Consider the following 25,708-nt stretch of genomic DNA (forward strand, 5'->3'; position numbering starts at 1 on the left):
AATGTGATTTTTTTTAAACACATAGAAACATAGAAATTATTTGATTTAAAAAGATTAGAAAAAGAAACAGTTTCTAACACATAGCGGTTTGTAATTAAGATAAATGAAGTTTCTTTTAGTCGCATTTCTATGTTTGTTTAAATAAATGAAATGCCTTTTATGCGTTTACAATAACTATGTCTCTATGTGTTTAATAAAATTAATTAGGAATGCATTGCATTAAAATGATTTCTTAATTCTTCTGCGCTTGCATTTAATCTTGTTTCGCTGGTTCCGAAAGTCAATTCCTGTCTTCCTTCTTTTAACTGCTCAAAAATAGACTCTATAAAACTGCTTACGCTTGGATGTGCATCGTGCAATCCAATTCCGCCTAAATCAGTATTTAAGGCTGGTGGAATAATTTCGATTACTTCGATGTTTTTTGCTTTTAGCAAATGACGAAGTGAAAGTGTAAACGATCTAAAAAATGCTTTTGTAGCCGAATAAACCGGAACTTTTGCAAAAGGAGAAAATGCCAGCCCAGAGGTTACATTCATTACTGTTGTCAAAGATTTTAACTCAATAAATAAGGAAGTTAAATGTAATGGAGCTTCAATATTAGTACTGATTTCCGCTTTCATACTTTCGTAGAAATCAGTATCAGTTATCGACATCCATTTTTGAATTCCTGCATTATTAATTAATACATTTAAATCAGGATGATTTTCTGTGATCCATTTATAAAGCTCGATTCTTTCTTCTTCTAAAGACAAGTCACAAACTTTTGTAATTACTGAAGGAAATTTTGCTTTTACCTCGTTTAAAACCGATTCTCTTCTTCCACAGATAATTACGGTATTGTTTTCCTGAATAAATCGTTCGGTAAGCCCAAGCCCGATTCCGCTTGCACCTCCTGTTATTAAAATTTTATTGTTTGATAAATTCATCTTTTTTATCTTTTAAATTGATAAGACAAAGGTAGGAGCAAAGCAGATGTGGGGAATTGTAAATATCAAACCGATGTTTGCAAAATTCAAATCAGGGGAATGAAAATTAAAAATTAAAAATTGATAATTAAAAATTTAAATTCTCATTTTATGTCTTCCTGAGCGAAGTCGAAGGACACGCACCGTAGAACATACTGCATGGATTTAGCATGCGATCCCTCGACTCCGCTCAGGAGGACAAGCTTTGCGGTAATCTACAATCTACAATCTAAAATCAGCAATCTAAAATTAACTCCTAAAAGCAATCGGTGTTAAAGAAGTTTGCTTTTTGAAAAAGTTAGAAAAATGCGCTAATTCTTCAAAACCAAGTGAATAAGCAATTTCAGAAATATTCCAGTCGGTTTGTTTTAAAAGGATTTTCGCCTCGTTTGTTAATCTCGTGCTTATTAATTCTGTTGTTGTTTTTCCGGTATTTTCCTTTAAGACTTTATTTAAATGATTGACATGTACCGACAATCTGGCGGCAAAATCTTTGGCAGTTCTAAGTTCCAATCGCTGTCGCGGAGATTCTATAGGAAATTGTCTTTCTAATAATTCAGCAAATAAAGACGAAACCCGTGCCGCCGAATTGTGTTTAGAATAAAGTGCTGTAATGGGCTGTAATTTTTGTCCAAAGTGAATCAGTTCAGCCACATAATTTCTGATTAAATCGTATTTATAAATATAATCAGAATTAATTTCTTTTTGTATTTTGTTGAAAATCAAAGCGACTTCCTGAACCTCTTCATCTGATAACTGAAAAATAGGATAACCATCTGAAGCAAAAATAGGAAGTTCGTCCAGATCAATTCCGCTTTTACTTTTCGATAAAAATTCACTTGTAAATACACAAAACTGTCCGCCCTGATTAGTATCCTGCGGGACATAATTGTACGGAATTTTTGGCGTTGCAAATAATAATCCTTGCTTTTCTATTTCGATTACTTTATCAGCATATTCCGCTCTATTGTGGCCTTTTATTAAACTTATTTTGTAATAAGCTCTTCTGTCATAAGGCATTGGAGATTTTCCTTGTAAACGTTCTAAAAGTTCTTTTATATCAAAAACATTAAAGTGGCCAATTTCTTTTTGAATATCATTTGGCAGTAATGAATTAAGTTCAACAGTTGATCCTTCGGTAATATCCTGATAAAATGAATTTAGGGATTTCATATTTGTGAATTGTAAAATTCAAATATACGAAAAAAATTTGGCTCAAGGATTTTACATATAGAACAGATTCGCACAGATTGAAATTATTGAGAGAAACAAAGCAATTTTATTTACTAAATCAATGTTTAGTGATACTGCTTTGTTCTTCGTAAGGGCAAAAATTATTAGGTATACCTTTATTAAAAGAAAATAACATCGATAAAATCCTATAAACAAAAACGGAAATATGACTTTTATATAGTGATTTTTGTAAAATACTACCAAATTAGCTTATAATTGTATTTTTTACAAGTATTTTAAAAATTACACTTTGAAGCATTTTGTTTTATATCTTTTCCTGTTTGGATTTTCTTTTTTGGGATATTCGCAAGATTATCCGGTTAAGTTTCTGGATATATCAGACGGATTATCAAATAATTCCATAACAACGATATTTCAGGACAGCGAAGGTTTTATGTGGTTTGGAACATACGATGGTTTAAACCGATATGACGGCTATAGTTTTAAAGTTTTTAGAAACCGGATAAACGATCCAAAATCATTGTTGTTTAATGCGATTTATAATATCGAAGGTGATTCGAGAAATAATATTTGGGTTGGAGGAAATAACGGAGTCTGCATTTACAACAAAACTTCGGCAACATTTCACGCAGTCGAATATTCTTCTCCAGATAGAAAAACAAAAACCTTAAAAGATATTGTGCATCAGATGCGCTCGGTTTCTGATAAATTATTTTTAATTGCTTCTCAAAACTTAGGATTAGTCGCTTTCGAAAATGGTTCATTTGTAGGGAAACCAATTCCGCTTACGGTTTTAGGAAATCAAATAAACGTTAATAATTACGATGCGATAGCCATTCAGGAAAATAAAAATAAATCGGGCAGCTGGGTTTATATTCGAAATGTCGGGCTTTGTAATTACACTTATAATTCACAAAAGCTGCAAGTTGTTTTTCCGCTTTCTATTGGCTTAAAAGCGATGAAACTTTCTTCAGAAGGAAATCTTTGGTTTGGAACCGACGAGGGACTTTTTCTGTTTAATACCAAAACCGGAACTCTTTCTCAAAATTATTTTTCAAACAAATGTAGTGTTACCGATATTCTCGTAGATAAAAAAGGAGAAATCTGGCTAACAACAGATGGCTGCGGAATTTTTCAGGTTATTGGAAACAATAAAAAAGCGGTGCCATATAATTCGGTTAAAAATAATCAACTGGCAAAAAGTAATTCGGTTTGGAGTTTGTACGAAGATAAATCAGGTAATAAATGGTTTGGTTCTTTACGAGGCGGAATTAGTATGCTCAGCAATACGCCAAAATATTTTAAGAGTATTCGATACAATGCAAATGATCCAGCCGAAAATTTTATTTTATCTTTTTGCGAAGATGAAAAAAAGAATTTATGGGTTGGTACAGACGGTGCCGGTTTAAAATATTGGGATCGAAAAAATAACACTTATATAAACTACAGCAATGCACTTTCAAGCAGTTTTATTACGGGAATAATACGAGATACTAATAATGATATCTGGCTTTCTACATGGGCTGGCGGTGTAAATCGAATCAATAAACAAAGTAATTCGGTAACGAAATTCTCTTGTTATAATCCATATACTAAACAAGTTGAGAAAAACATTTGGTTTGTTTTTAAAGATTCGAAAGCTAATATTTGGGCAAGCGCGACTAACGAAGGCGCTTTGTATCTTTTTGACAGAACGCAAAACAATTTTGTGCTTTTTGATAAAAATATTACCAATCTGCAATCCATCACAGAAACGAGTGACGGAAAACTTTGGGGCGGAAATTACACTTCGTTATTTTCAATCGAAAAAAATACTAAAAAGATAACTAAAACTTTAATTGGAAATCCTGTTCGTTGTATTCATGAAGATAAAGACAAAAATCTTTGGCTGGGAACGCAGGAAGGCGGTTTACTTTTGTTTGACAGAAAAACGAATAAATTTAAAAGGTTTACAACAGATGATGGGCTTCCATCCAATACTATTTTAAGATTACTGGAAGATAAAGAAGAAAATCTTTGGATGAGTACCTATAATGGCGTTTGTCGATTTGATAAAAAAAGAAAAACCTTTCGTAATTTTTCTGTAAACGACGGACTTCAAAGTAATCAGTTTAGTTTTAATGCCGGACTTCAGTTGTCAACCGGAGAATTTCTTTTTGGCGGCATAAACGGTTTCAACATCTTTTTTCCCCAAGCGATAAAAGGATTCAACCAGAGAAACAATGTTTTACTGACTGATTTTTATGTCAACAATCAGCCAATTGAAGAGAGTAAAGTCGAAGTTACAACAGATGCTGAAAAGGGTAAAGAAGTTGAACTGGCATATGATCAAACCGCATTATCGTTAGAATTTGTGGCTCTGGATTATAATAATGCCGATAAAATAAATTATGCTTATTTTTTAGACGGCTGGGACGAACAATGGAATTATGTGGGGCAGGCCCGAAAAGCAAATTACTCAAGACTTCCCGAAGGGAAATATACTTTTAAAGTAAAAACAACCAATTTTAAAGGCGGCTGGAATAATGAAGTCAGCCTCGTTTCGATTCAGGTTTTGCCGCCGTGGTACAGAACCTGGTGGGCTTACACGCTTTATTTAGCTGCAATTGGAGGAATTCTTTTTCTTTATCTGGATTATCATAAAAACAAAGAGAGATTAAAGTATAAAGTAAAAATTGCCGAACTGGAAAGCAAGAAAGAAAAAGAAATCGCCGAAAAGCAATCGTCAATGTTTACTTATATTTCGCATGAATTTAGAACGCCGCTTTCGCTGATAATAAATCCGCTGAAAAAAGCGGTTCAGAAAGAAAATGTTCAAAATGGTTCTTCGGGTAGTGATTTGGCTATTGCACACCGTAATGCCAGAAGACTTTTAAGTTTGGTAGATCAGCTTTTACTTTTTAGAAAAGCAGAAAATGATGCCGATTCGCTTCGTTTATCTCCAATAAATGTAAATAGCCTTTGTAACGAAGTTTTTCAATGTTTTGTAAATCAGGCAAAAGATAAAAATATCGATTATAATTTTACAATTCCGGACCACGAAATTGTGATTATAGGCGATTATGAAAAAATTGAGATTTCGTTATTCAATTTAATGTCAAATGCTTTTAAATATACGCCAGTTGGCGGCGAAATAAATCTTATAGTAACAGAAAATGATAATGAAGTTTTCCTTGAAATCGCTGATAATGGTGACGGAATCGAGAAAAAAGATATTGAAGTTATTTTCGAAAAATTCAAACAAATCAATTCAAAAGTTTCAATAGGCACTGGTTTCGGTATAGGACTTTTTATTGTCAAATATTTCGTAGACAAACACAAAGGAAAAGTAAGCTGCGAAAGTGAAATTGGAAAGGGAAGCATCTTTAAATTGACTTTTCTCAAAGGAAACTCTCATTTTGAAAATGTTGAAATTACAAACGAAGCGCCAAAAAGAAGCCAGTTATTTGATGAATTAATAATTGATGATGCCGAAGAAAATAATGCATCTGCAAATATTGTAGTTTCAGAAAGTGATTTCCAAAAAATCATGCTTACTGAAAAACGGACGGTTTTAATTATTGATGATAATGCCGAAATCCGGGCTTATCTAATAAAATTATTCTCTGAAAACTATATCGTTTACAGTGCCGAAAATGGAGAAGAAGGTTTAAAATTAACTAAAAAACACATGCCGGATCTTGTAATCAGCGATATTACGATGGAAGAAATGGACGGTTTGGAATTGTGCCGAAAAATTAAAGAAAGCAATGACTTGTCTCATATACCGGTAATTTTACTTACGGCTTCAAAAAATCCTGAAACACATTTACAGGGAATAAACGACGGTGCCGATGATTATATTATGAAACCTTTTGATGATGATATTCTCAAAGCACGTGTTGAATCTTTATTGCGAAACCGAAGCAACTTGCGAACATACTTTTTAGATAGTATTACATTAAAAGAAAACACGCAGAAAGTTCCCGTAGAATATCAGGAAATGCTAAAAAAATGTATTGAGATTGTCGAAGCCAATATTCATAAAAGAGATTTTACAATTAAAAACTTTGCGCTCGAAATGGGAATGAGCCACAGAACACTTTACACCAAGATCAAAATTATTTCGGGTCAGACTTTAAATGCTTTTATACGTTCGGTTCGTATTCGAAGAGCAGCTATGTTAATGCTTACCGAAGATATGAATATTACGCAGGCCAGTGCCGAAGTTGGTTTTGAAGACCCAAAATATTTCAGGCAGCAGTTTGTAAAACTCTTTGGAATGACGCCATCAGAATACATAAAAAAATACAAGAGTTCTTTTAACTCAGATCTTAATATTATCAAATAAATTATCCGCCAAATGTCAATCTTTACTCATTGTCTTTACTCTTTTGTAACAGATACAGTATTTTCTTTGTATAAATTCAAACGTTTTAGTTACAAAAGCGGTTAAAAATAATAATTATGTAATGTTTAAAATTATGCAGGTATTTTTTTGTAGTTCGTAATTTTTAACCCTGAATAATGGTTAATTGCAATTTTGACCTCCTTTTTTTTCCATTTTACCCCTCCTTAAAAGTGTTAATTAAACATTTCTTTGCAGTAATAGTAATGAGTTAGTCACATTACTATTAAATAAGTGTTTGTTTCGATAAGTTTTTTTATCAGTTTAAAAAATTGAGCCTTTTTTAAACTTAAAGTAAGAGTTGGTTTTTTACAATATTACTTATCATACCCGCGGCGTAAAAAACTGCGGGTTAAATAACAAACAGGAAAACTTATTAAGAAGAAAGATTATAGAAGAAAAAAAAGAGAAAAAATATACTAACAATTAACCAAACTCAACTTAACATGAAAATAACCAGATAATCATTTGCTGTAAGTTTTGCCTCAAAAACAGATAACAAAACTTCAAAAAATAACCTACGCGTTTTAAACCACTTTTGCTTTTAGCAAAGACAAACTAACTAAACCTAAACCTTAAAAATTAAGAAAATGAAAAAAAATCTATTTTTATTTTTTCTTGCCTTTTTTGCCATTCTTACCGGTTGTCAGAATAATGAATCAGAATTTCCAAGTTCTGATGATCCTACGGTGGTTGTATCAACAAAAGAAATTTATGGTGCACCAAGCCGAAAATTTGAAATCAAAGCCGCTCTGGCTGACGACTTAGGATTAAAAAGTGTCGAAATTCAAATTCCGGAATTATCTCTTGATAAAGTAATTTCGTTTGCAACAGACCCGCTTTTAAAATCATACGATTTGAGTTATTTCTTCGAAGTTCCGGCAAACAGAGGAACTTCAGAATCTTTCAAAATAAAATTAACTATTACAGACGTTTCCGGAAATGAAGTAAATGAAGAAATTAATTTACGTCTTGACGGAGAATTTGCTGCACCATCTATCACAATGATTACGCCAAAAGAAGGAGCTGTAATCCTGCTTTCAACAAGCAACGAAATGCCTGTAATTTTTGTGGTAAACGACGATTCAGGAATCGATTATGTTCAGGTAAAATGTGATGCTCTTGGTATCGACGAAACTGTTCAGTTAACCGGTTCACCGCAATCGTATACATTCAATAAAACGTATACGCTGCCAGTAACGGCTGCCGATTATGTATTGACAATTACAGCAAAAGACAAATTTGCAATTCCGAACACAGGAAGTTTAAGCGTAAATATTGTTGCTACAAACGAATATCCGGCAATTTATCTATGCGATCAACCAAAAGGAACAAATCTTACGACAGATGCAGTTGGAGTACCGATGTATTTTCATGAGAAAAACGGACAGGATTTTGAATTCAAATATTATGCAGATTCAGACAATAAAGAAATTTATTTCTTAGGTCAGGAATCAGATTTTGCACCGCATTGTTTTGGTTTAAATACTTCCGGTGAATTGGCAGATGATGTTAATTCATCACCAATTATTCTGCCAACAAAAGGATATTATGTTATCAAAGTAAATCCAAATACTTTAAAATATACGGCCACAAAATACACGCCTTCAAGCAAAGTCTGGGCAAATATAGCTAACGGACTATGGCATGATGATGAAGCTTTAAGACGACCTTTTGTGAGTGTTTGCGGCGGAGGAATTCAGGGTGCAGATTGGGATACATGGACCGCTTGGGTTCAAACAGGATTGCATTTGGCAAATAATCCAAATAACCCTTATCAATTAGTGGGAGAATATACCTTAACAGGAACTATGGAAGCGACTTTTACAGGTCAATGGTGGAATCCGTCTTGGAGATTAATTAAAAATGGTATTTGCACCATGTCACCGGGCGAAAACGGAAATGCTAAATATCCTGCTGCTGCCGGAGTCTATAAAGTAGTTCTTGATACAGAGTTAGAGAGAGTTTTTATAACAAAAAAATAATTTGTTATCACACTTTCACAACATTAATGAATAAAACATCTTAATATGAAATTTAAATATATATGGTTTTTTATTGCCCTTTTGTGTACTGCTGTATCATTTGGACAAATAAAAATAAAAGGAACCGTTAAGGATAAAGCCAATGTGCCAATTCCGGGTGTAAATGTAATTGTAAAAGGAACTTCGACATCGACAGCAACAGATTTCGACGGAAACTATGTGATCAATGTTCCTAACAAAAGTTCGCAGATCGAGTTTTCATTTGTTGGATTTACTTCTCAGACAGTATCAATTGCTGAGAAAACAGAAATAAATATTGTACTTCAGGAATCAAGTCAGGCCCTGGACGAGATTGTTGTTGTAGGTTATGCCGCTGTAAAAAAGAGCGATGTAACAAGTTCAATTTCTTCTATAAAAGGAAAAGAATTACAAACGATGACAGTTGGCAATGTAACAGAATCTTTGCAGGGAAAAGTTTCCGGAGTTCAGGTTACAGGTCAAGGTGGTCCGGGCGCGCAGCCAAGAGTTTTAATTCGTGGAATTTCTACAGTAAACTTAAGTACAGATCCGCTATATGTTGTGGACGGAATTCCGATGGGAACGAGCATCAATTTCTTGAGCAATAATGAGATTGAATCGATGGAAGTTTTAAAAGATGCTTCGGCAAGTGCAATTTACGGTTCACGTGCCTCAAACGGAGTTATTTTGATTACGACTAAAAAAGGAAAAGTTGGAAAAGCAAGATTCAATTTTGACTTAAGTTCAGGTATGCAGATCATGAATAATCCCTATAATATGGCCGACGCCGAAAGTTATGCGACAATCATGAATACAGCTTACAACAATTCCGGATATTCAGATTATCTGCCAAATCCTTCTCAATACAAAGGAAAAACAACAGACTGGTGGAGAGCAGGAATTAGAACCGGAACGCCTGTTACAAATGCTTCTTTTGGCGTAAGCGGAGGATCAGACAAACACACTTATGCAGCAAGCATAAATTATTACAATTCAGATTCTATGTACGGCGTAGGCGGCTGGGAAAGAGTAACGATGAGAATTGCCAATGATTTTAAATTTACAGATAAATTCTCTGCAGGAATTACTTTAAACCCGCGTTACGAAACTTGGGGAGCTCCGGGCAACTGGGCAGATTTTGACAAAATTGATCCTATTACGCCAATTTACAAACCTGCCGATCAGTTAACAGGATTAGAAAACGAATACAGTATTTATGCACGTTCACCATCGTATATATGGAATCCTGTTGCAGCCGTAAAACGTTATGATGATTATACAGATCAATATAATTTAAACACAAACGGATATTTACAATACGAACCCATAAAAGGTTTAGTAATTCGTACACAGGCTTCTGTAGAGGTTGGAGATAAAATCTGGAGCAAATTTACCCCAGATTTCGTAATCGACGCCGCACACGAAAAAGCAGAAATAAATACGATCGAAAGAAGAGCAACAAATAATGTAGACTGGACCTGGCAGAATACAGCAACATACACTAAAACATTTGCCGAAAAACACAACGCCTCTTTAATGATTGGTAATACAATGGAAGAATACAACGGAAACGATGTTTGGGGTTATGGAGAAGGTGTGCCTAACAACTCTGAATCGATGAGAGAACTAAACGCTGCAACCAAAAACAGAAACAGCGGCGGAAACAGCTGGTCAAGTTCATTAATGTCTTATATCTCTCGTTTTTCTTATAACTACGACGGAAAATATTATTTCACCGGAACATTCAGACGTGACGGATCTTCAAAATTCATGGCCAATAATAAATGGGCAAATTTCCCTTCGGCATCAGTTTCCTGGAGAATTTTAAACGAAGGTTTTATGGAGAAAACAAAAGATGTTTTAAGCGATTTAAGATTTAGAGCGGGATGGGGAAAAGTAGGAAACCAAAATTTACCAAGTGCGGTTTATCAGTCTAATATTGGGCAGGGATTTTATGTAATAGACGGACAGGTTGTCGATACTTCTTATCCTTCTTCAATGGCAAATAAAGATATTAAATGGGAAACGGTAGAAGATGTGAGTTTTGGGATTGATTTCGGATTATGGAAAAACAAACTTTCAGGATCGTTAGAATACTATCAAAAGAAAACACACGATATGTTATTCTTAAAACAATTTCCTACTTACAGCGGATTTCCCGGATATTCTACCATGTGGACAAACGTGGGCTCAATGCAGTCAAGCGGTATCGATTTATTGATTTCGTATAAAGATAAAAAAGGCGATTTCTCGTATGGAGCAGATTTAACTTTTACAACTGTAAATGTAGAAATGCTGTCTTTATCTTCTGATGGAGAAAAACTATACGGCGCAAGCAACAGAACTTTAACAGTAAAAGGCGAAGAACCGGGATATTTCTACGGATATGTTGCGGATGGTTTATTCCAAAATCAAACAGAATTAAATTCTCATACTGATGAACACGGAACAAAATTACAGCCTTATGCAAAGCTTGGAGATATTCGTTTTAAAGATGTAAACGGCGATGGAAAACTGGATGATAAAGACAGAACAAAAATTGGTTCTCCATGGGCAGATTATACAATAGGTTTGAATTTGAATTTTGGTTACAAAAACTTTGATTTAATAGCAAACTTTTACTCAAGTATTGGAAATGATATTGTAAACCAAAATATTTCAGATTTATACAACGGTGCAAGTTTAACCAACAAAGTAAGCGGATTAGAACAAATGGCATGGCACGGAGAAGGAACTTCAAACTATGTTCCGCGTTTATCAAAAGACGATAACAACGAGAACTTTACGAAATTCTCATCTCTTTATGTAGAAGACGGTTCTTTCGTACGCATGAAAAACCTTCAGTTAGGTTATTCATTTTACAACAAATTTGGTTTAGATAAACTGAGAATATCATTATCAGGACAAAATTTATGGACATGGACAAACTATACAGGAGTTGATCCTGAAGTTGCCGGAGGAGATCCTAATACGGGAGACAGAGTAAAAGGATCAGGTTTTGGAGGATGGAATTATCCGGTACAGCCAACAATTCTGATGGGTCTTAATGTTGCATTTTAATACAAAACGATCATGAAAAAAATACTAGTATCTATAATAGCTTTAGCGGCATTTACAGTTTCTTGTGACGATTTTATCGAAAAAGAAGAAAGAGGAACGCAGACTTTAGAAAACTATTTTCAAACTGCGCAGGAATGCGAAAATTATGCTAATGAATTAACTCAGCGTTTATTATTAGCAAAAGACTGGTGGACATTAACAGCGCCGAGAGTTACCAACGAAATGGCAACAGATGATGCCTGGATGGGAAACACAGGACAGGATAATTCTGCACACAGACCTTGTTCGCAATATATCATTACGCCAGATAATATGGGAGATATGAACAGCATTTATACGGCTCATTTTTACACTATTCAGTCAGCAAATATTGGTTTAGAGAAAATGGCAAATTCGCCTATTACCGAAGCACAGCGAAATCAATACATGGGAGAATCATTATTCGTTCGTGCTTACTGTTATTACGAATTAGTCAATCTTTTTGGCGGAGTTCCGTTGTACACAAAATCTTTAGGAACAGGCGATTTGACGTTACAGCGCAGTTCTGCGGCAGAAGTTTATGCTCAAATCGAAGCCGATTTAAAAGAAGCTGCATCAAGATTAGAAAGCGCACCGGTAAAAAAAGACGGAAGAATAAACAAATGGGCTGCTTACGCCTTATTGGCCCGTGTAACTTTATTTCAGGAAAAATGGGCCGATGCCAAATTATATTCAAATAAAGTAATTACAGAAGGACCTTTTCAATTAGAAGCTAACTTCTTAAATATCTGGAATGTAAATAACCACAACGGAGTAGAATCAATTCTTGAAGCACAATCTTCATCTGTACAAGATAAATCGTTAGGAGCCGCTTTACCAACTTTGGCAGGTGCAAGAGGCGAAGACAAAAAATATTTCCCGAGTAATGACGCTCAGGACGTATTAGACGGTTGGGGATGGTGTATGCCAACCAGCGATTTAGAAAACGCTTATTTATCTGAAAATGATGAAATTCGCCGCAAAAGCACCATCACAAAATGGGGAGAAGCCGCTTATGGAGATGAGGTTTTAAACCCAACACACAAATTCAGTTTAAATGATAATAAATCAGGACGTATCTGCCGCAAATATTATATTCCGATTGCTACACGTCGTGCTTTAGACAAAAAAGACGGACACTTACCATTAAACATTCCGTTGATTCGTCTGGCAGAAATGTATTTAACAAGGGCAGAAGCCAATTATCATACAGGCGGCGATGCTTTGGCAGATATTAATATCATTAGAGCTCGTGTTCAGTTAGCACCAAAAACAGGAATTTCAGGGCCAACTCTTTTAAGACAAATTTACAAAGAGCGCCGTTTAGAATTAGCTTTTGAAGGATTACGTTTATTTGATATTCGTCGTGAAAAAGATCCAACAACAGGAAGACCGGTAATCGAATCTTTAATGGGACCAAACGGAACTTTTGTACAATACAATCTGAATTCTACAGATCCGTATGAAACTACAAATACAAGAGAATCTCAGGATAAAGGAATCAATTTTGATCCGGCGAAACATTTATTGTGGCCAATTCCGCAATTAGAAATCGACTTAAGCAACGGTTTAATCAAACAAAATCCTGGTTATTAAGATGAAGTTTAAAACACAAAATAAGGTAAGTCTGCTGTGTGCAGGCTTGCTTTTCGCAAACACTTTTTTCGTTAGCTGTGATTCTGAAAATAATGGAAATTCAAATTCAGAAGCTGCAGTTACGGAATTAAAAATTAATCTGGACGCCAATCTCCAAACAATGGAAAGTTTCGGAGCTTCAGATGCGTGGCAGTGTAATTTTATTGGGAAAAACTGGCCTTCAGATAAAAGAAATAAAATAGCCGATTTATTGTTCAGTAAAGATTTTGATGCCGATGGAAACCCAAAAGGAATCGGATTATCATTATGGCGTTTTAATCTTGGCGCTGGAAGTGCAGAACAAGGTGATGCCAGCGATATTACCGATGAATGGAGACGTACAGAATGTTTTACAACAGATGGTGTAAATTATAACATGAACAAACAAGCCGGACAGGTTTGGTTTATGAAAGCGGCCAAAGAACGCGGCGTAGAAAAATTATTGGCTTTCGCCAACAGTGCTCCGGTGTATTTAACTCAAAACGGAAAAGCACACGCGACCATCAAAGAATTTTACAATTTAAAAGATGGAAAAATGCCTGATCTGGCTGATTTCTGGGTAAACTCTTTAGATAAATTAAAAACTGAACAAGGCTTAACAATCGATTATGTCAGTCCGTTTAATGAGCCGCAATACGAATGGGACGGAACAAATCAGGAAGGTTCTCCGGCAACGAATGCTAATATTTACAGTTTTGTAAATACATTATCTCCAAAATTGCAGTCAAAAGGATTAGAAGCTCAGATTGTGGTTGGAGAAGCTGGAGCTTATGAACCGCTATATAAAACCGTTTCAGGAAAAGAAAGCAGATCCAACCAGGTTGATTATTTCTTTGGAGCCAATTCAGCCAAAAAAATCAGCGGATTAAGCAATGTAAAGAAAACCATTTCTGCACACAGTTACTGGCAGGCATGGCCGTTAAACGAAATGGTTTCTTCAAGACAATTAGCTGCTTCGAGAGTTCAGGCTGCAGGAAATATCAGCCTTTGGTCATCAGAATATTGTGTTCTTGAAAGTCCCGGAACTGCGGAATTACCAGGCGGAGCAGGAGCTGGAAGAGATTTAGGAATGTCTCTGGCACTTTGGACAGCAAGAATTATAAATACAGATATTGCAGTTGGCGGCGTTACTTCATGGCAATGGTGGACAGCCATTAGCCGCGGCGATTACAAAGACGGATTAATTCACGTAGATGATGGTGCCAGTAACGGAGCAGGAAATGCAGATTATTGTAAAAACGATGGTTATATAAGAGATTCAAAAACGCTTTGGGCTTTAGGAAATTTTTCATTTTTCGTAAAACCTGGAATGGTTAGAGTGCAAATTCCGAGTGTAGATAATGCCACTTCCGTGAATGATGTAATGGTAACCGCATATAAAGATGCAGCAAATAAAAAACTAGTTGTAGTTGCAGTTAACATCAGCAAATCGGCGAAAGCCTATAAATTAAATCTTGGCGGAGGAGCTTTAGTTGATGGTAAATTAACACCTTATACAACTTCTGAAACTTTGAGTCTGAAAAAAGGAACTGCAGTTGATGCGGCGGGATTTGAAATTCCGGCAAGGGCAGTTGTGACTTATGTAGGGACGTATAAATAAAGGTTCAAAGAGATAAAGTAACAAAGGTTTACTACAATCTTGTCATCCCGAGGAACGAGGGATCTCCGCGAGTAGCTCGCCAAAGATTGGAGATTTAGATTACGGAGTTACTTGCGTAGATTTCTCCTTCGTCGAAATGACAAGTTTGAGAATAATTGAAAACAAAAATATAAATGAGAAAAATATATATCTCGCTTTTATTGATAACAAGTTCGCTGTCATTTGCACAGCGAACCGTTACCATCAGCACAGATAATGTTGTACAAACCATGGACGGTTTTGGAGGTTCAGATGCCTGGAGAACTCAGTTTGTGGGGAAAAATTGGCCAGAGCAAAAAAAGAATGCCATTGCCGATTTACTTTTCAGTAAAGAAATCGATGCTGAAGGAAATCCAAAAGGAATTGGACTTTCGATCTGGAGATTTAATCTTGGCGCAGGAAGTGCAGAACAAGGCGAAAACAGTAAAGTTTCTGACGAATGGAGAAGAAGTGAATGTTTTTTGAATGCCGATGGAACTTACGATTTTTCCAAACAAGAAGGGCAAAGATGGTTTTTACAAGCCGCAAAGAAAAGAGGAGTTGAAAAGTTCCTGATTTTTACAAATAGTCCGCCGGTTTCTATGACCAATAACGGATTATCTTTTGCCTCTCAAAAGAATAAACTGAATCTAAAAGATGGTGCAATTCCAAAATTTGCCGATTTCTTAGTTCAAAGTATTCAGGGATTGGAAAAAAAAGAAGGAATCAAATTCGATTATGTAAGTCCGATAAACGAGCCGCAATGGGAATGGATGTCGAATAACGGAACTACAAACAGTCAGGAAGGAACACCAGCAACAAACGACGAAATCTATGCTTTAACAAAATCACTTTCGGAAAAGCTCAAAGCCAATAAAATGAGCACCGAAATTGTAATTGCAGAAGCTGGACAAATCAACTATTTATATGAAAATGTAAATGCCGAAAAACGAGACAATCAAATCGATTATTTCTTCGGAAAAACAAAGACCAACATTTCAAAATTTCCCAATGTAAAAAATGTCATTTTGGGTCACAGCTATTTTACAACTTGGCCAATCGACAAACAGGTTTTGAGCCGAAAATTAATAGCAGCAAGCATCAAACAAAATCCGGGATTAAAATATTGGCAGTCTGAATACTGTATTTTAGAAAATCCGGGAGAAAATGAAATCCCGGGCGGTTCGGGCGGAGGAAGAGATTTAGGAATGCAGACTGCTTTATTTGTTGCACGTTTAATTCACAACGATATTGCTGTTGCCAACGCCGCTTCATGGCAATGGTGGACATCTATAACGCGAGTAGATTACAAAGACGGTTTAATTTATTTGGATGATGGAAAAAGTAACGGAGGAACTGAACCTAATTATGTTAGAAACGACGGAGAATTTCACGATTCAAAACTGCTTTGGGCTTTAGGAAATTATTCTCTTTTTGTACGTCCCGGAATGCAGAGAATTGATATTCCAAACCAAAATGAACAAGATGCAGCAAACGATGTAATGCTGACGGCTTACAAAGATGTTCAAAATAAAAAACTAATTGTAGTGGCCGTAAACTGCGGAAAATCTGCTCAAAAATACAAGTTCGAATTATCAAAAGGAACGTTAAAAAACAATGAATTAACGCCTTACGTAACATCTGAAAATTCAAACTTAAAAAGAAATAATGTTCAGAAAATAGATAATCTTGAGATTCCGGCAAGATCAGTAGTGACTTTCGTTGGAGAACTTCAATATTAGAGTTTCGGATTTGTATAACGAAGCTTCGACTTCGCTCAGCCTGACAAACGAATGTCATCCTGAGCGAAGTCGAAGGAACGTTCCAATTTTCAAGTTCAGCTTAAAACCTGAAACCTGAAACAAAAAACTTAGAACCTTAGCATCTCAGCACCATAGCACCTTTAAAAAAATGTTTAGAAAAAAAATCATATTACCCGTATTTCTCTTCTCATGTATATCGGCATTCAGCCAAATATCATTTGGAGATTCACAAAAAATAAACGACAACTGGAAATTCAATCTTCAGGAAACTCCAGATGCAAAAAATACAAGTTTTGACGACAGCAAATGGCAGTCAGTAAACGTTCCGCACGACTGGAGCGTAAAAGGACAATTAAGCCCAACGCTGGCAAGCTGTCAAGGATACTTACCGGGTGGAATTGCTTGGTACAGAAAATCAATCAATATTCCGCAGAGCAAAAGCGGCGAAAAAGTCTATTTATACTTTGAAGGCGTTTACAACAGAAGTGAAGTTTTTATCAACGGACATTCTTTAGGAAAACGTCCAAATGGTTATATTTCATTTGCTTATGATGCTACACAATATGTAAAATTTGGAGGAGAAAATACCATTTCTGTTCGCGTAGATCACAGTCAAAGTGCCGATTCACGCTGGTACACTGGTTCAGGAATTTACAGAAATGTCTGGCTGGTATACGCAAATCCGGTTCATATCGGACAATGGGGCGTTTATGCTTATCCAGAAGTGAAAAACGGAACGGGAACTTTAAATGTTGAGGTTGATGTAGAAAACGGTTCAGCTTCAAAATCAAGTCTTACGGTTGTAAATGAATTGATTTCGAAAGATGGAAAATCGGTTGCAAAATCTTCTTCAAAAGTTGAGGTTGCAGCAAATCAAAACGGAAAAATTTCGACCAAATTAAACGTGAAAAATCCACAAATCTGGGATTTGGAAAACCCGAATTTATATCAGCTTAAAACAACGGTTTTAAAAGATGGAAAACAAATCGATCAAACCGTAACCAAAACAGGCTTTAGAACTTTTACTTTCGATCCCAATAATGGTTTTGCGTTGAATGGAAAATGGATGAAAATGAAAGGCGTTTGTCTGCATCACGATGCCGGAGTTTTAGGTTCGGCAGTACCTCGTGAAGTTTGGGAAACCAGATTAAAAACATTAAAAGAAATTGGCGTAAATGCCATTCGTACAAGTCATAATCCGCAAGCTCCGGTTTTCTATGAACTTTGTGATGAATTAGGCTTATTAGTTTTAAATGAGGCTTATGACGAATGGGAATTTCCAAAACGAAAATGGCTTGAAGGCTGGAATTACGGAACTCCGGGCTTCGAAGGTTCATTTGATATTTTTGCAGAATATGCAGAAAAAGATTTAGAAGATTTTGTTCGTCGTGACCGCAATCATTTATCTGTTTTTGGATGGAGTATTGGTAACGAAGTTGATTATCCAAACGATCCGTATTCGCATCCGGTTTTAGATAAAGGAAAAGACGGTTTTGGACAAGCAGCTTATGGAGGTTACAAAAAAGATGCTCCGGATGCCATGCGTCTTGGAGCCATTGCAAAACGTTTAGTTGCCGCAGTAAAAAAATACGATAAATCACGACCAACAACGGCTGGTTTAGCAGGAGTTGCCATGTCTAACGAAACCGAATATCCGGGCGCTTTAGACATTACAGGATACAATTATACAGAAAGTAAATACCAAAGCGATCACGAGAAATATCCTAAAAGAGTAATTTACGGTAGTGAAAATGTTCATGATATGGAACCCTGGCTTGCTGTAAAAAACAACAAACATATTTTCGGACAGTTTTTATGGACAGGAATTGATTATTTAGGAGAATCGGGAAGATGGCCTTCAAGAGGATTTTATTCTGGTTTAGTTGATTTTGCAGGCGTTATCAAGCCGAGAGGATATTTCCGTCAGTCACTTTGGTCAGATAAACCAATGGCTTATATTGGAACTTATCCGTTAACAAATGAAAAAGATATTTCTAAAGATGCGTGGGCAATCTGGAACTACAAAGACGGAGAAAAAATACGCGTAGTTTGTTATACAAACGCTGCAAAAGCTCGTTTAGAATTAAACGGAAAAGTAGTGGGCGAAACGAAACCTTACGACGAAAAAACCGGAATTATTTATTGGGATATTCCTTTTGCTTCAGGAAAATTAGAAGTAATTGGCTTAAGCAAAGATGATAAAGAAGTTAGTAGATTCAACATAACATCAACGCAGCAACCAGTTGAATTAACGATTGCTGATAAAAATATAACAATCTCAAAAGACAAAGGCGTTGCTAAAATAATGGTTCAGGTAAAAGATCAAAACGGACTTCCGGTAATGCTTTCAGATAACGAAGTAACCTGCACGATAAACGGCCCGGGAATTTTATTAGGACTTGAAGCCGGAAACAACAGCGACATGACAGACTATACAGATAATGTTCAGCGTGTATTTCACGGACATATTGCGGCATACGTTCAATCTACTGGAGAAGCCCAGCCTATTAAAGTTACGTTTACTAGTCAATGGTTAAAACCGGTTGAAGTTGCGATTAACGTTAAGTAGAAAATTTAAACACATAGAAACATTGATTTTGAGAATAAAAAATTAGGTATTTCACTTATTTCAAAAAAACATAGTAAGCTATGTGTTAGAAACTGGTTTCTTTCTGTAGACTTTGATAAGCAATGAAATCTATGTTTCTATGTGTTTAAAAATAATTCATTACATTTAAAATGTGTAATCTACATTTATTAAATATGAAGATAAAAAATATAGCTGCTTTGTTTGCAGGAGTTGTTTTAATTACCACTTCAGCCAATGCACAAAAGAAAACCTTCCAAAAAGACGAATTCAAACAATGGGCACAAACTCCGCCAATGGGCTGGAACAGCTGGGATTGTTACGGGCCAACTGTTGAAGAACACGAAGTAAAAGCCAACGCCGATTATATGGCAAAGAACCTAAAACAATTTGGCTGGGAATACGTCGTTGTAGATATTCGTTGGTTTGTAGAAAACGACAAAGCAGGAGGTTACAACCAAACAGATCCACGTTATGTAATCGATCAATACGGAAGATATTTGCCGGCTGTAAACCGTTTTCCATCAGCAAAAAATGGACAGGGATTTAAACCTTTGGCAGATTATATTCATAAAAAAGGATTAAAATTCGGAATTCATATTATGCGCGGAATTCCAAAAAAAGCCGTTGAAGACAAACTGCCTATAAAAGGCACAAACGGAATTACGGCAGATCAGGTTTATTCAACAGCTTTGCAATGCGAATGGCTGAAAGATAATTATACGGTTGTAGCAGACAAACCGGGAGCGCAGGAATATTATAATTCTATTTTTGAATTGTACGCACAATGGGGCGTAGATTTTATTAAAATTGATGATTTGTCAAGACCGTATCACGAAGGCGAAATCAACTTAATCAGAAATGCGATCGACAACTGCGGACGTAAAATTGTTTTAAGCACTTCGCCTGGAGAAACGCCAATTGAAGCCGCGCCACACGTAACCACACACGCTAATATGTGGCGTATGGTAGACGACGTTTGGGACACTTGGCCGCATATTACACATTTAATGGATGTTGCACAAAAGTGGTATCCGTATATCGCACCGGGAACATGGCCGGACTGTGATATGATTCCGCTTGGCCGAATTTCGATAAGAGGAGAAAGAGGTGAAGACCGAATGACACGTTTAACCAAAGACGAGCAATATACGCTGATTACGTTTTTCAATATTTTTAAATCACCGTTGTTTTTTGGCGGAGATTTACCAAGCAACGACGCTTTTACATTATCATTATTGACGAATAAAAATGTCGTAAAAATGCATAACGAAAGCACAGACGTAAAACAGCTTTTCCAAAAAGACGGGCAAATTGCCGTGACTTCAAAAAATGCAAAAGACGGAAGTATTTATCTGGCTTTGTTTAATATTTCAGATTCAGTGTCTCAGAATGTTTCAGTAAATCTTTCTGATCTTGGAATTTCAGGTTCTGCTGAAGTTTTAAATATGTGGACAAACGAAAAATCCAAAACAACATCAACAACAATTACAGCCGATTTAAAACCGCACAGTTCCGTTTTATATCAAATAAAAAGTAAAAAATAATGAAGAAAGCACAGTTTAGCCTTGTATTATTTTTATCGATTTTTAATTTTTTACAAGCCCAGAATACAAAAGGAATTCCGCCCGCAATTGCCGAGAAAGATTTAACAGCCTATTTATTTGTTTATTTCACAGGAAATTCTGTTGAAGAAGAAGCAGTTCGTTTCGCCGTAAGTGCAGATGGTTATCATTATTATCATCTTAATGATAACAAACCGGTTTTAGACAGCAAAACAATCAGTTCAACCGGAGGCGTTCGCGATCCGCATATTTTGCGCGGCGAAGACGGAAAAACCTTTTATATGGTGTTAACCGATATGACTTCTTCAAAAGGCTGGGATAGCAATCGTGCGATGGTTTTGCTAAAAAGCACCGATTTAGTAAACTGGAAAAGCAGCGTAGTGAATATTCAAACTACTTTTCCCGGAAATGAAAACCTAAAACGTGTTTGGGCACCGCAGACAATTTATGACACCAAAGCCGGAAAGTATTTAATTTATTTTAGTCTGCAGTATGCCGGAGGTCCTGATAAAATTTATTACGCTTACGCGAATAAGGATTTCACAGGTTTAGAAAGTGCTCCGAAATTATTATTTGTTCCAAAATCAGAAAGAGCCTGTATCGACGGAGATATAATTGAAAAAGACGGAGTTTACCATCTTTTCTATAAAACAGAAACCGAAACGGCAGGAATAAAAGTGGCCACAACAACCGATTTAACTTCAGGAAAATGGACTGAAAATGATAATTATCTGCAGCAGACAAAACACGGTGTCGAAGGTTCGAGCGTTTTCAAACTCAACAATTCAGATGAATATATTCTGATGTATGATGTTTACACAAAAGGAAGATATCAGTTTACAAAAACTACCGATTTAGAAAATTTCAAGGTTATTGATAATGATATTTCTATGGATTTTAATCCGCGTCACGGAACGATTTTACCGATTACACGCTCTGAATTAAAAAGAATTACTAATAAATGGGGATTACCTGCGAAATTTCCAAAAATCAATAATAATCCAGTTCTCGAAGGTTATTATGCCGATCCTGAAATTCTGTATTCAAACAAAACAAAAAAATATTATATCTATCCAACAAGCGACGGATTTGACGGCTGGTCGGGCAATTATTTTAAAACCTTTTCATCCGATAATTTGACTGATTGGAAAGACGAAGGAATCATTCTCGATCTTAGAAAAGATGTAAGCTGGGCAAACCGAAATGCGTGGGCGCCGTGTATTGTAGAGAAAAAAATAAAAGGCAAATACCAGTATTTTTATTATTTCACAGCGGCACAAAAAATAGGTGTGGCCGTTTCAGACAATCCAACCGGACCATTTAAAGACAGCGGAAAAGCATTAATTGCTGCAAGACCGGCAGGAGTTAACGGAGGTCAGGAAATTGACCCGGATGTTTTTACAGATCCTAAAACTGGGAAAAGTTATTTGTATTGGGGAAATGGTTATATGGCTGTCGCCGAATTAAATCCAGATATGATTTCGATAAAACCGGAAAGCACAAAAGTAATTACGGTTGATGACACATTTCGCGAAGGAACGTATGTAATTTACAGAAAAGGAATTTATTATTTCTTGTGGAGTGAAGACGATACGAGAAGTCCAAATTATAAAGTGAGATACGGAACTTCAAAATCGCCTTTGGGACCAATCGAAATTCCCAAAAATAACATTGTCATTCAGGGAAAACCAGAAGCTGGGATTCATGCAACAGGACATAATTCGGTATTGCAGATTCCAAACAAAGAAGAATGGTTTATAACATATCATCGTTTTTCATATCCAACAGGAATAAAAATGGGAGACGCCGGAGGATTTCATCGTGAAGTGTGTATTGATAAATTAGATTTTAATCCGGATGGAACAATAAAACAAGTTATTCCAACTCATAACGGAGTCGAAGGTTTAAAATAATTTTTTGCTTTTTTTCTAAAGCCATTCCGTAAAAGGAGTGGCTTTTTTGCATGGTTTTTAATGTAAGTAAAACGTTATAATGGTTAATTAAAATATAAGTAAAAATTTATAATTAGATTGAATTACAACCTCTGGTTATATTCTATAAGCTGGTTTGTAAGAAAAAAAAGGTGATTATGCGTAATATTGCGAAAGGATGTGCTGCTGACCACTGCAGCATTTCTTAATACATTCATTTAAGCCGAAAACAATTTTAAAGAAACTCTCTCACCAAGCTTTCTTTAAAAAGATTTAATTTTTATTTATTATGTTCATTTTCCTCACCCAGGACCAGGTACAGTTTCAGTACGGGTCAAAACAATGGCAGTACAGTTTTAATGAAATTGTAGAACTCGGACTGCTCAAAAAAAAGAAATCCTATCTTTTTGAAAACAGCTCTTTTATCGCAGTTACAGCTTCAGCTTATTACTGCATGATTTTTACCAAATTAACAGAGTTGTATTATGTAATTCCAGCTTTACTCTGCTACACTTTTCTCATTATTTTACGGTTTCATAATAAAACCGAATTTGATTATTTTGTCATTGTAAAAGACATTTACAAAAAAGAAACTAAAGTAAAAATCAATGCTTTAGACCGACCAATAATCGGAAAACAAATCGATCAGTATTTACATTTTGAATACGAACGAATTTTAAAAAATCCCCAAAACTAAATATCAGAATGAATCAGCTATTGAATGAAATCTCAGAAAACGATTTAATTTTTATGGTTGTTGCTCTGATTTATGGTTTTATAATTATAATTAGAAAAAAATAAAAAACCTGGCTTATCAACCTACGATAAAACAGATTTTTTGATTCCAAATAAAAGATATAGCTGCAATGCCCCCCTAAGTTTAGTTGCGGCTGTTTCAGCTATACACGCCCCTCCCCAAATCAAACTTATGGCAACTTCAATAAAAAATAAAATAAAAAGCATTAGAGAGTTAAAAAATTATACTCAGGAATATATGGCAGATCAACTCGGTGTCACACAGGCAGGTTATAGCAAAATTGAAAAAGGAAGAACAATTTTATCCTACGTTAAATTAGTAGAAATAGCCCGAATTTTAGAAGTCAGCGTCGAGGATATAATTAGTTTTGACAGTCAAAGATATTTCAACAACATTAATACCGTAAAAGGAAACAGTAATAACGGAAGCATATTAATAAATTCAAACAACGATGAAGCTTTAAAAGAGCTTTATGAAGATAAAATAAAGCTTCTCGAAAAACTTTTAAATAAAACAGAAGAAGAACTAAACCTATACAAAAAAAAGTTTGGTCACTTATAAAAAAAACGAGGTCTTAAGGACCTCGTTTTTAATTATATGTAATTTGTAATTAAGATGTCTGATCATCAGTATCAGCATCAGGAGCATTCTTTTTAACAGATTCGATTCCATTATCTCTTGCCGAAGTACTTTCATACATTTCGCTTGAACCAATAATTTGGCCATTTCCAGCTTTTAAAGTAAAGTATGGTTTTCCGCTTGCAGATTCTTTTCTGTCATAACGACTGTCTTCCTGCGAGTTTGTTTTTACAGATTCAATTCCGTTTAAAGCCGCAGCTTTTGTTGTGTAGCCTTCGCTGGTTAAAATGGTCTGGCCGTTACCGGCTTTCAAATTAAATTGAAACTCACCATTGGCTCTCGTAGTAATTACAAATTTTCCCATCTAGTCTTTTTATTTTAGTTAAATACAATATTTTGCTATTGATAAAAATACAAAACTTCATAATACAAAAAGTACTACAGTAAGAAATAATCGTTTAGAGTTTGTTAAGTATTAATTTTAAAAAGGGTCTTTTTATAATGTAAGAAAATTTGGTATATTTGAAAAAGCAATAAATTAATGATTATGAAAAACCTATTCGTTTTATTAGCAATAGCAATTCAATTTGCATCTTGCAATTCAAAGAAAAACCAAGACGAAACAAAGTCTTCCTCAGTAGACTCTACAGCTGTAAAAACAGAAAAAACTACAAGCGGAAATGTTTTGGTTTATGAAGGTTTACTGCCTTGTGCAGATTGCAGCGGAATACAAACTGTTCTTAAAATTTACCAGGGAAACGGAACTATGGAACAACAAAAGTTTGAAGTTTCTAGTATTTATAAAGGAAAATCGCCTGAAAAAGAATTTATTGAAACGGGAAATTTTAATACCGAAAGAGGTTTGGAAAACGATCCAAACGGAACCATTTTTATTTTAAATTGGGATAAACCTTTAGAAAAACAATTGTATTATGGTTACCTTAGCTCAGATACTACAAAAATTTATATGCTCGACAGAGATAAAAAAATAATTAAATCAAAACTGAATTATACTTTAGATTTAAAAAAATAAAATCAGTTTTAGAATTTAAAAAATACTCGAATCAAAACCAAAATATTCCAAACTTAAATGAGCTAAATCCATTTAAGTTTAGAATATTTTTTATTTTTAGACTATCGAAACATCAATTCAAAATTTATTGATGTCTATTTATTTTATGAAGGAAATCAGCGAAATTTTAAAGGCATATTCTAAAGCAGAATCTACAGGGAAAAAAGCAGCTTTGGCAACCGTTGTTAAAGTAGAAGGCTCATCATATCGTCAGCCCGGAGCGAGAATGCTTGTTACAGAAGATGGCGAACTCACGGGCGCTATAAGCGGAGGATGTCTGGAAGGCGATGCTTTGCGAAAAGCACTGCTTGCCATTCATCAAAAACAAAACAAATTAATTACCTACAATACTAATAATGAAGATGATATTGAGCTTGGCTTACAGCTTGGCTGCAACGGAATTGTTCATATTTTATTTGAATTTATTGATGAACAACTGTCAAACAATCCAATTCAAATTTTAAAGCAATTAGAATTAGAAAGAAAAGATTCTGTGTTGTAAAACAAATTTTTTTAGTTTTATTTAGTGATAAATTGTGTAAAATGACTTTAAATTGTACTTTTGCGTAACTCA

16 protein-coding genes are annotated in these 25,708 nt (G+C 35.2%); 13 read left to right on the forward strand and 3 right to left on the reverse strand.

Going from position 1 to position 25,708, the window contains the following annotated elements; translation table 11 throughout:
* Positions 1–203: 203 nt before the first annotated feature.
* Complete coding sequence (locus BUC29_RS18880; protein WP_073417761.1) at positions 204–926, reverse strand: SDR family oxidoreductase; 723 nt, start codon at positions 924–926, stop codon at positions 204–206.
* A gap of 288 nt (positions 927–1,214) precedes the next feature.
* Positions 1,215–2,138 carry a helix-turn-helix domain-containing protein gene (locus BUC29_RS18885; RefSeq protein WP_073417762.1) on the reverse strand — a complete coding sequence of 308 codons (924 nt, stop codon included), beginning with the start codon at positions 2,136–2,138 and terminating at the stop codon, positions 1,215–1,217.
* A gap of 310 nt (positions 2,139–2,448) precedes the next feature.
* On the opposite strand from BUC29_RS18885, the gene BUC29_RS18890 reads away from it, so the two are divergent.
* The 11 genes from BUC29_RS18890 to BUC29_RS18940 all read left to right on the forward strand — a co-directional run bounded on the left by BUC29_RS18890 (position 2,449) and on the right by BUC29_RS18940 (position 24,044).
* Complete coding sequence (locus BUC29_RS18890) at positions 2,449–6,489, forward strand: two-component regulator propeller domain-containing protein (protein ID WP_244160851.1); 4,041 nt, start codon at positions 2,449–2,451, stop codon at positions 6,487–6,489.
* A gap of 647 nt (positions 6,490–7,136) precedes the next feature.
* The gene (locus BUC29_RS18895) at positions 7,137–8,531 is read left to right on the forward strand and encodes a hypothetical protein (protein WP_073417764.1); all 1,395 of its coding nucleotides are present in this window, start codon (positions 7,137–7,139) and stop codon (positions 8,529–8,531) included.
* Positions 8,532–8,576: 45 nt separating this feature from the next.
* Positions 8,577–11,609, forward strand: a complete 3,033-nt coding sequence (locus BUC29_RS18900) for a SusC/RagA family TonB-linked outer membrane protein (RefSeq protein WP_073417766.1) — start codon at positions 8,577–8,579, stop codon at positions 11,607–11,609.
* Positions 11,610–11,621: 12 nt separating this feature from the next.
* Entirely contained in the window at positions 11,622–13,223 is a 1,602-nt protein-coding gene (locus BUC29_RS18905) for a RagB/SusD family nutrient uptake outer membrane protein (RefSeq protein ID WP_073417768.1), read from the forward strand.
* Between the two features lies 1 nt (position 13,224).
* A complete protein-coding gene (locus BUC29_RS18910) occupies positions 13,225–14,862 on the forward strand; it encodes a glycoside hydrolase (RefSeq protein ID WP_073417770.1) in 1,638 nt (545 codons plus the stop codon).
* A gap of 173 nt (positions 14,863–15,035) precedes the next feature.
* A complete protein-coding gene (locus tag BUC29_RS18915; protein WP_073417772.1) occupies positions 15,036–16,622 on the forward strand; it encodes a glycoside hydrolase in 1,587 nt (528 codons plus the stop codon).
* A gap of 169 nt (positions 16,623–16,791) precedes the next feature.
* Entirely contained in the window at positions 16,792–19,212 is a 2,421-nt protein-coding gene (locus BUC29_RS18920; protein WP_073417774.1) for a glycoside hydrolase family 2 TIM barrel-domain containing protein, read from the forward strand.
* Positions 19,213–19,406: 194 nt separating this feature from the next.
* Positions 19,407–20,777 carry a glycoside hydrolase family 27 protein gene (locus BUC29_RS18925; protein WP_073417776.1) on the forward strand — a complete coding sequence of 457 codons (1,371 nt, stop codon included), beginning with the start codon at positions 19,407–19,409 and terminating at the stop codon, positions 20,775–20,777.
* Positions 20,777–22,708 (forward strand): glycoside hydrolase family 43 protein, encoded by a 1,932-nt coding sequence (locus BUC29_RS18930; RefSeq protein WP_073417778.1) that lies wholly within the window; start codon positions 20,777–20,779, stop codon positions 22,706–22,708. The genes BUC29_RS18925 and BUC29_RS18930 overlap by 1 nt, the downstream gene beginning before the upstream one ends.
* A gap of 307 nt (positions 22,709–23,015) precedes the next feature.
* Entirely contained in the window at positions 23,016–23,423 is a 408-nt protein-coding gene (locus tag BUC29_RS18935) for a hypothetical protein (RefSeq protein WP_073417780.1), read from the forward strand.
* A 231-nt stretch (positions 23,424–23,654) separates the two neighbouring features.
* Positions 23,655–24,044: a helix-turn-helix transcriptional regulator gene (locus BUC29_RS18940; RefSeq protein ID WP_073417782.1), complete on the forward strand. Its 390-nt coding sequence runs from the start codon at positions 23,655–23,657 to the stop codon at positions 24,042–24,044.
* Between the two features lie 49 nt (positions 24,045–24,093).
* Here the strand turns inward: BUC29_RS18940 and BUC29_RS18945 are convergent, their stop codons facing one another.
* On the reverse strand, positions 24,094–24,426 hold the full coding sequence (locus tag BUC29_RS18945) for a YegP family protein (protein ID WP_073417784.1): 333 nt from the start codon (positions 24,424–24,426) through the stop codon (positions 24,094–24,096).
* Positions 24,427–24,609: 183 nt separating this feature from the next.
* Between BUC29_RS18945 and BUC29_RS18950 the strand changes: the two genes are divergently transcribed.
* Both BUC29_RS18950 and BUC29_RS18955 read left to right on the forward strand, forming a co-directional pair.
* Complete coding sequence (locus BUC29_RS18950; protein ID WP_073417786.1) at positions 24,610–25,095, forward strand: copper resistance protein NlpE N-terminal domain-containing protein; 486 nt, start codon at positions 24,610–24,612, stop codon at positions 25,093–25,095.
* Positions 25,096–25,225: 130 nt separating this feature from the next.
* Positions 25,226–25,636 carry an XdhC family protein gene (locus BUC29_RS18955; protein WP_244160853.1) on the forward strand — a complete coding sequence of 137 codons (411 nt, stop codon included), beginning with the start codon at positions 25,226–25,228 and terminating at the stop codon, positions 25,634–25,636.
* Positions 25,637–25,708 lie beyond the last annotated feature (72 nt).

This window comes from Flavobacterium defluvii, assembly GCF_900129555.1.
GTDB classification, from domain to species: domain Bacteria; phylum Bacteroidota; class Bacteroidia; order Flavobacteriales; family Flavobacteriaceae; genus Flavobacterium; species Flavobacterium defluvii.

Bases quoted from the DNA above. Each gene is read 5' to 3' on its own strand.
- BUC29_RS18920 (WP_073417774.1), top strand. From the start codon at position 16,792: ATGTTTAGAAAAAAAATCATATTACCCGTATTTCTCTTCTCATGTATA.
- BUC29_RS18935 (WP_073417780.1), top strand. From the start codon at position 23,016: ATGTTCATTTTCCTCACCCAGGACCAGGTACAGTTTCAGTACGGGTCA.
- BUC29_RS18955 (WP_244160853.1), top strand. From the start codon at position 25,226: ATGTCTATTTATTTTATGAAGGAAATCAGCGAAATTTTAAAGGCATAT.
- BUC29_RS18880 (WP_073417761.1), bottom strand. From the start codon at position 926: ATGAATTTATCAAACAATAAAATTTTAATAACAGGAGGTGCAAGCGGA.
- BUC29_RS18915 (WP_073417772.1), top strand. From the start codon at position 15,036: ATGAGAAAAATATATATCTCGCTTTTATTGATAACAAGTTCGCTGTCA.
- BUC29_RS18925 (WP_073417776.1), top strand. From the start codon at position 19,407: ATGAAGATAAAAAATATAGCTGCTTTGTTTGCAGGAGTTGTTTTAATT.
- BUC29_RS18945 (WP_073417784.1), bottom strand. From the start codon at position 24,426: ATGGGAAAATTTGTAATTACTACGAGAGCCAATGGTGAGTTTCAATTT.
- BUC29_RS18940 (WP_073417782.1), top strand. From the start codon at position 23,655: ATGGCAACTTCAATAAAAAATAAAATAAAAAGCATTAGAGAGTTAAAA.
- BUC29_RS18910 (WP_073417770.1), top strand. From the start codon at position 13,225: ATGAAGTTTAAAACACAAAATAAGGTAAGTCTGCTGTGTGCAGGCTTG.
- BUC29_RS18905 (WP_073417768.1), top strand. From the start codon at position 11,622: ATGAAAAAAATACTAGTATCTATAATAGCTTTAGCGGCATTTACAGTT.
- BUC29_RS18950 (WP_073417786.1), top strand. From the start codon at position 24,610: ATGAAAAACCTATTCGTTTTATTAGCAATAGCAATTCAATTTGCATCT.
- BUC29_RS18885 (WP_073417762.1), bottom strand. From the start codon at position 2,138: ATGAAATCCCTAAATTCATTTTATCAGGATATTACCGAAGGATCAACT.
- BUC29_RS18895 (WP_073417764.1), top strand. From the start codon at position 7,137: ATGAAAAAAAATCTATTTTTATTTTTTCTTGCCTTTTTTGCCATTCTT.
- BUC29_RS18900 (WP_073417766.1), top strand. From the start codon at position 8,577: ATGAAATTTAAATATATATGGTTTTTTATTGCCCTTTTGTGTACTGCT.
- BUC29_RS18930 (WP_073417778.1), top strand. From the start codon at position 20,777: ATGAAGAAAGCACAGTTTAGCCTTGTATTATTTTTATCGATTTTTAAT.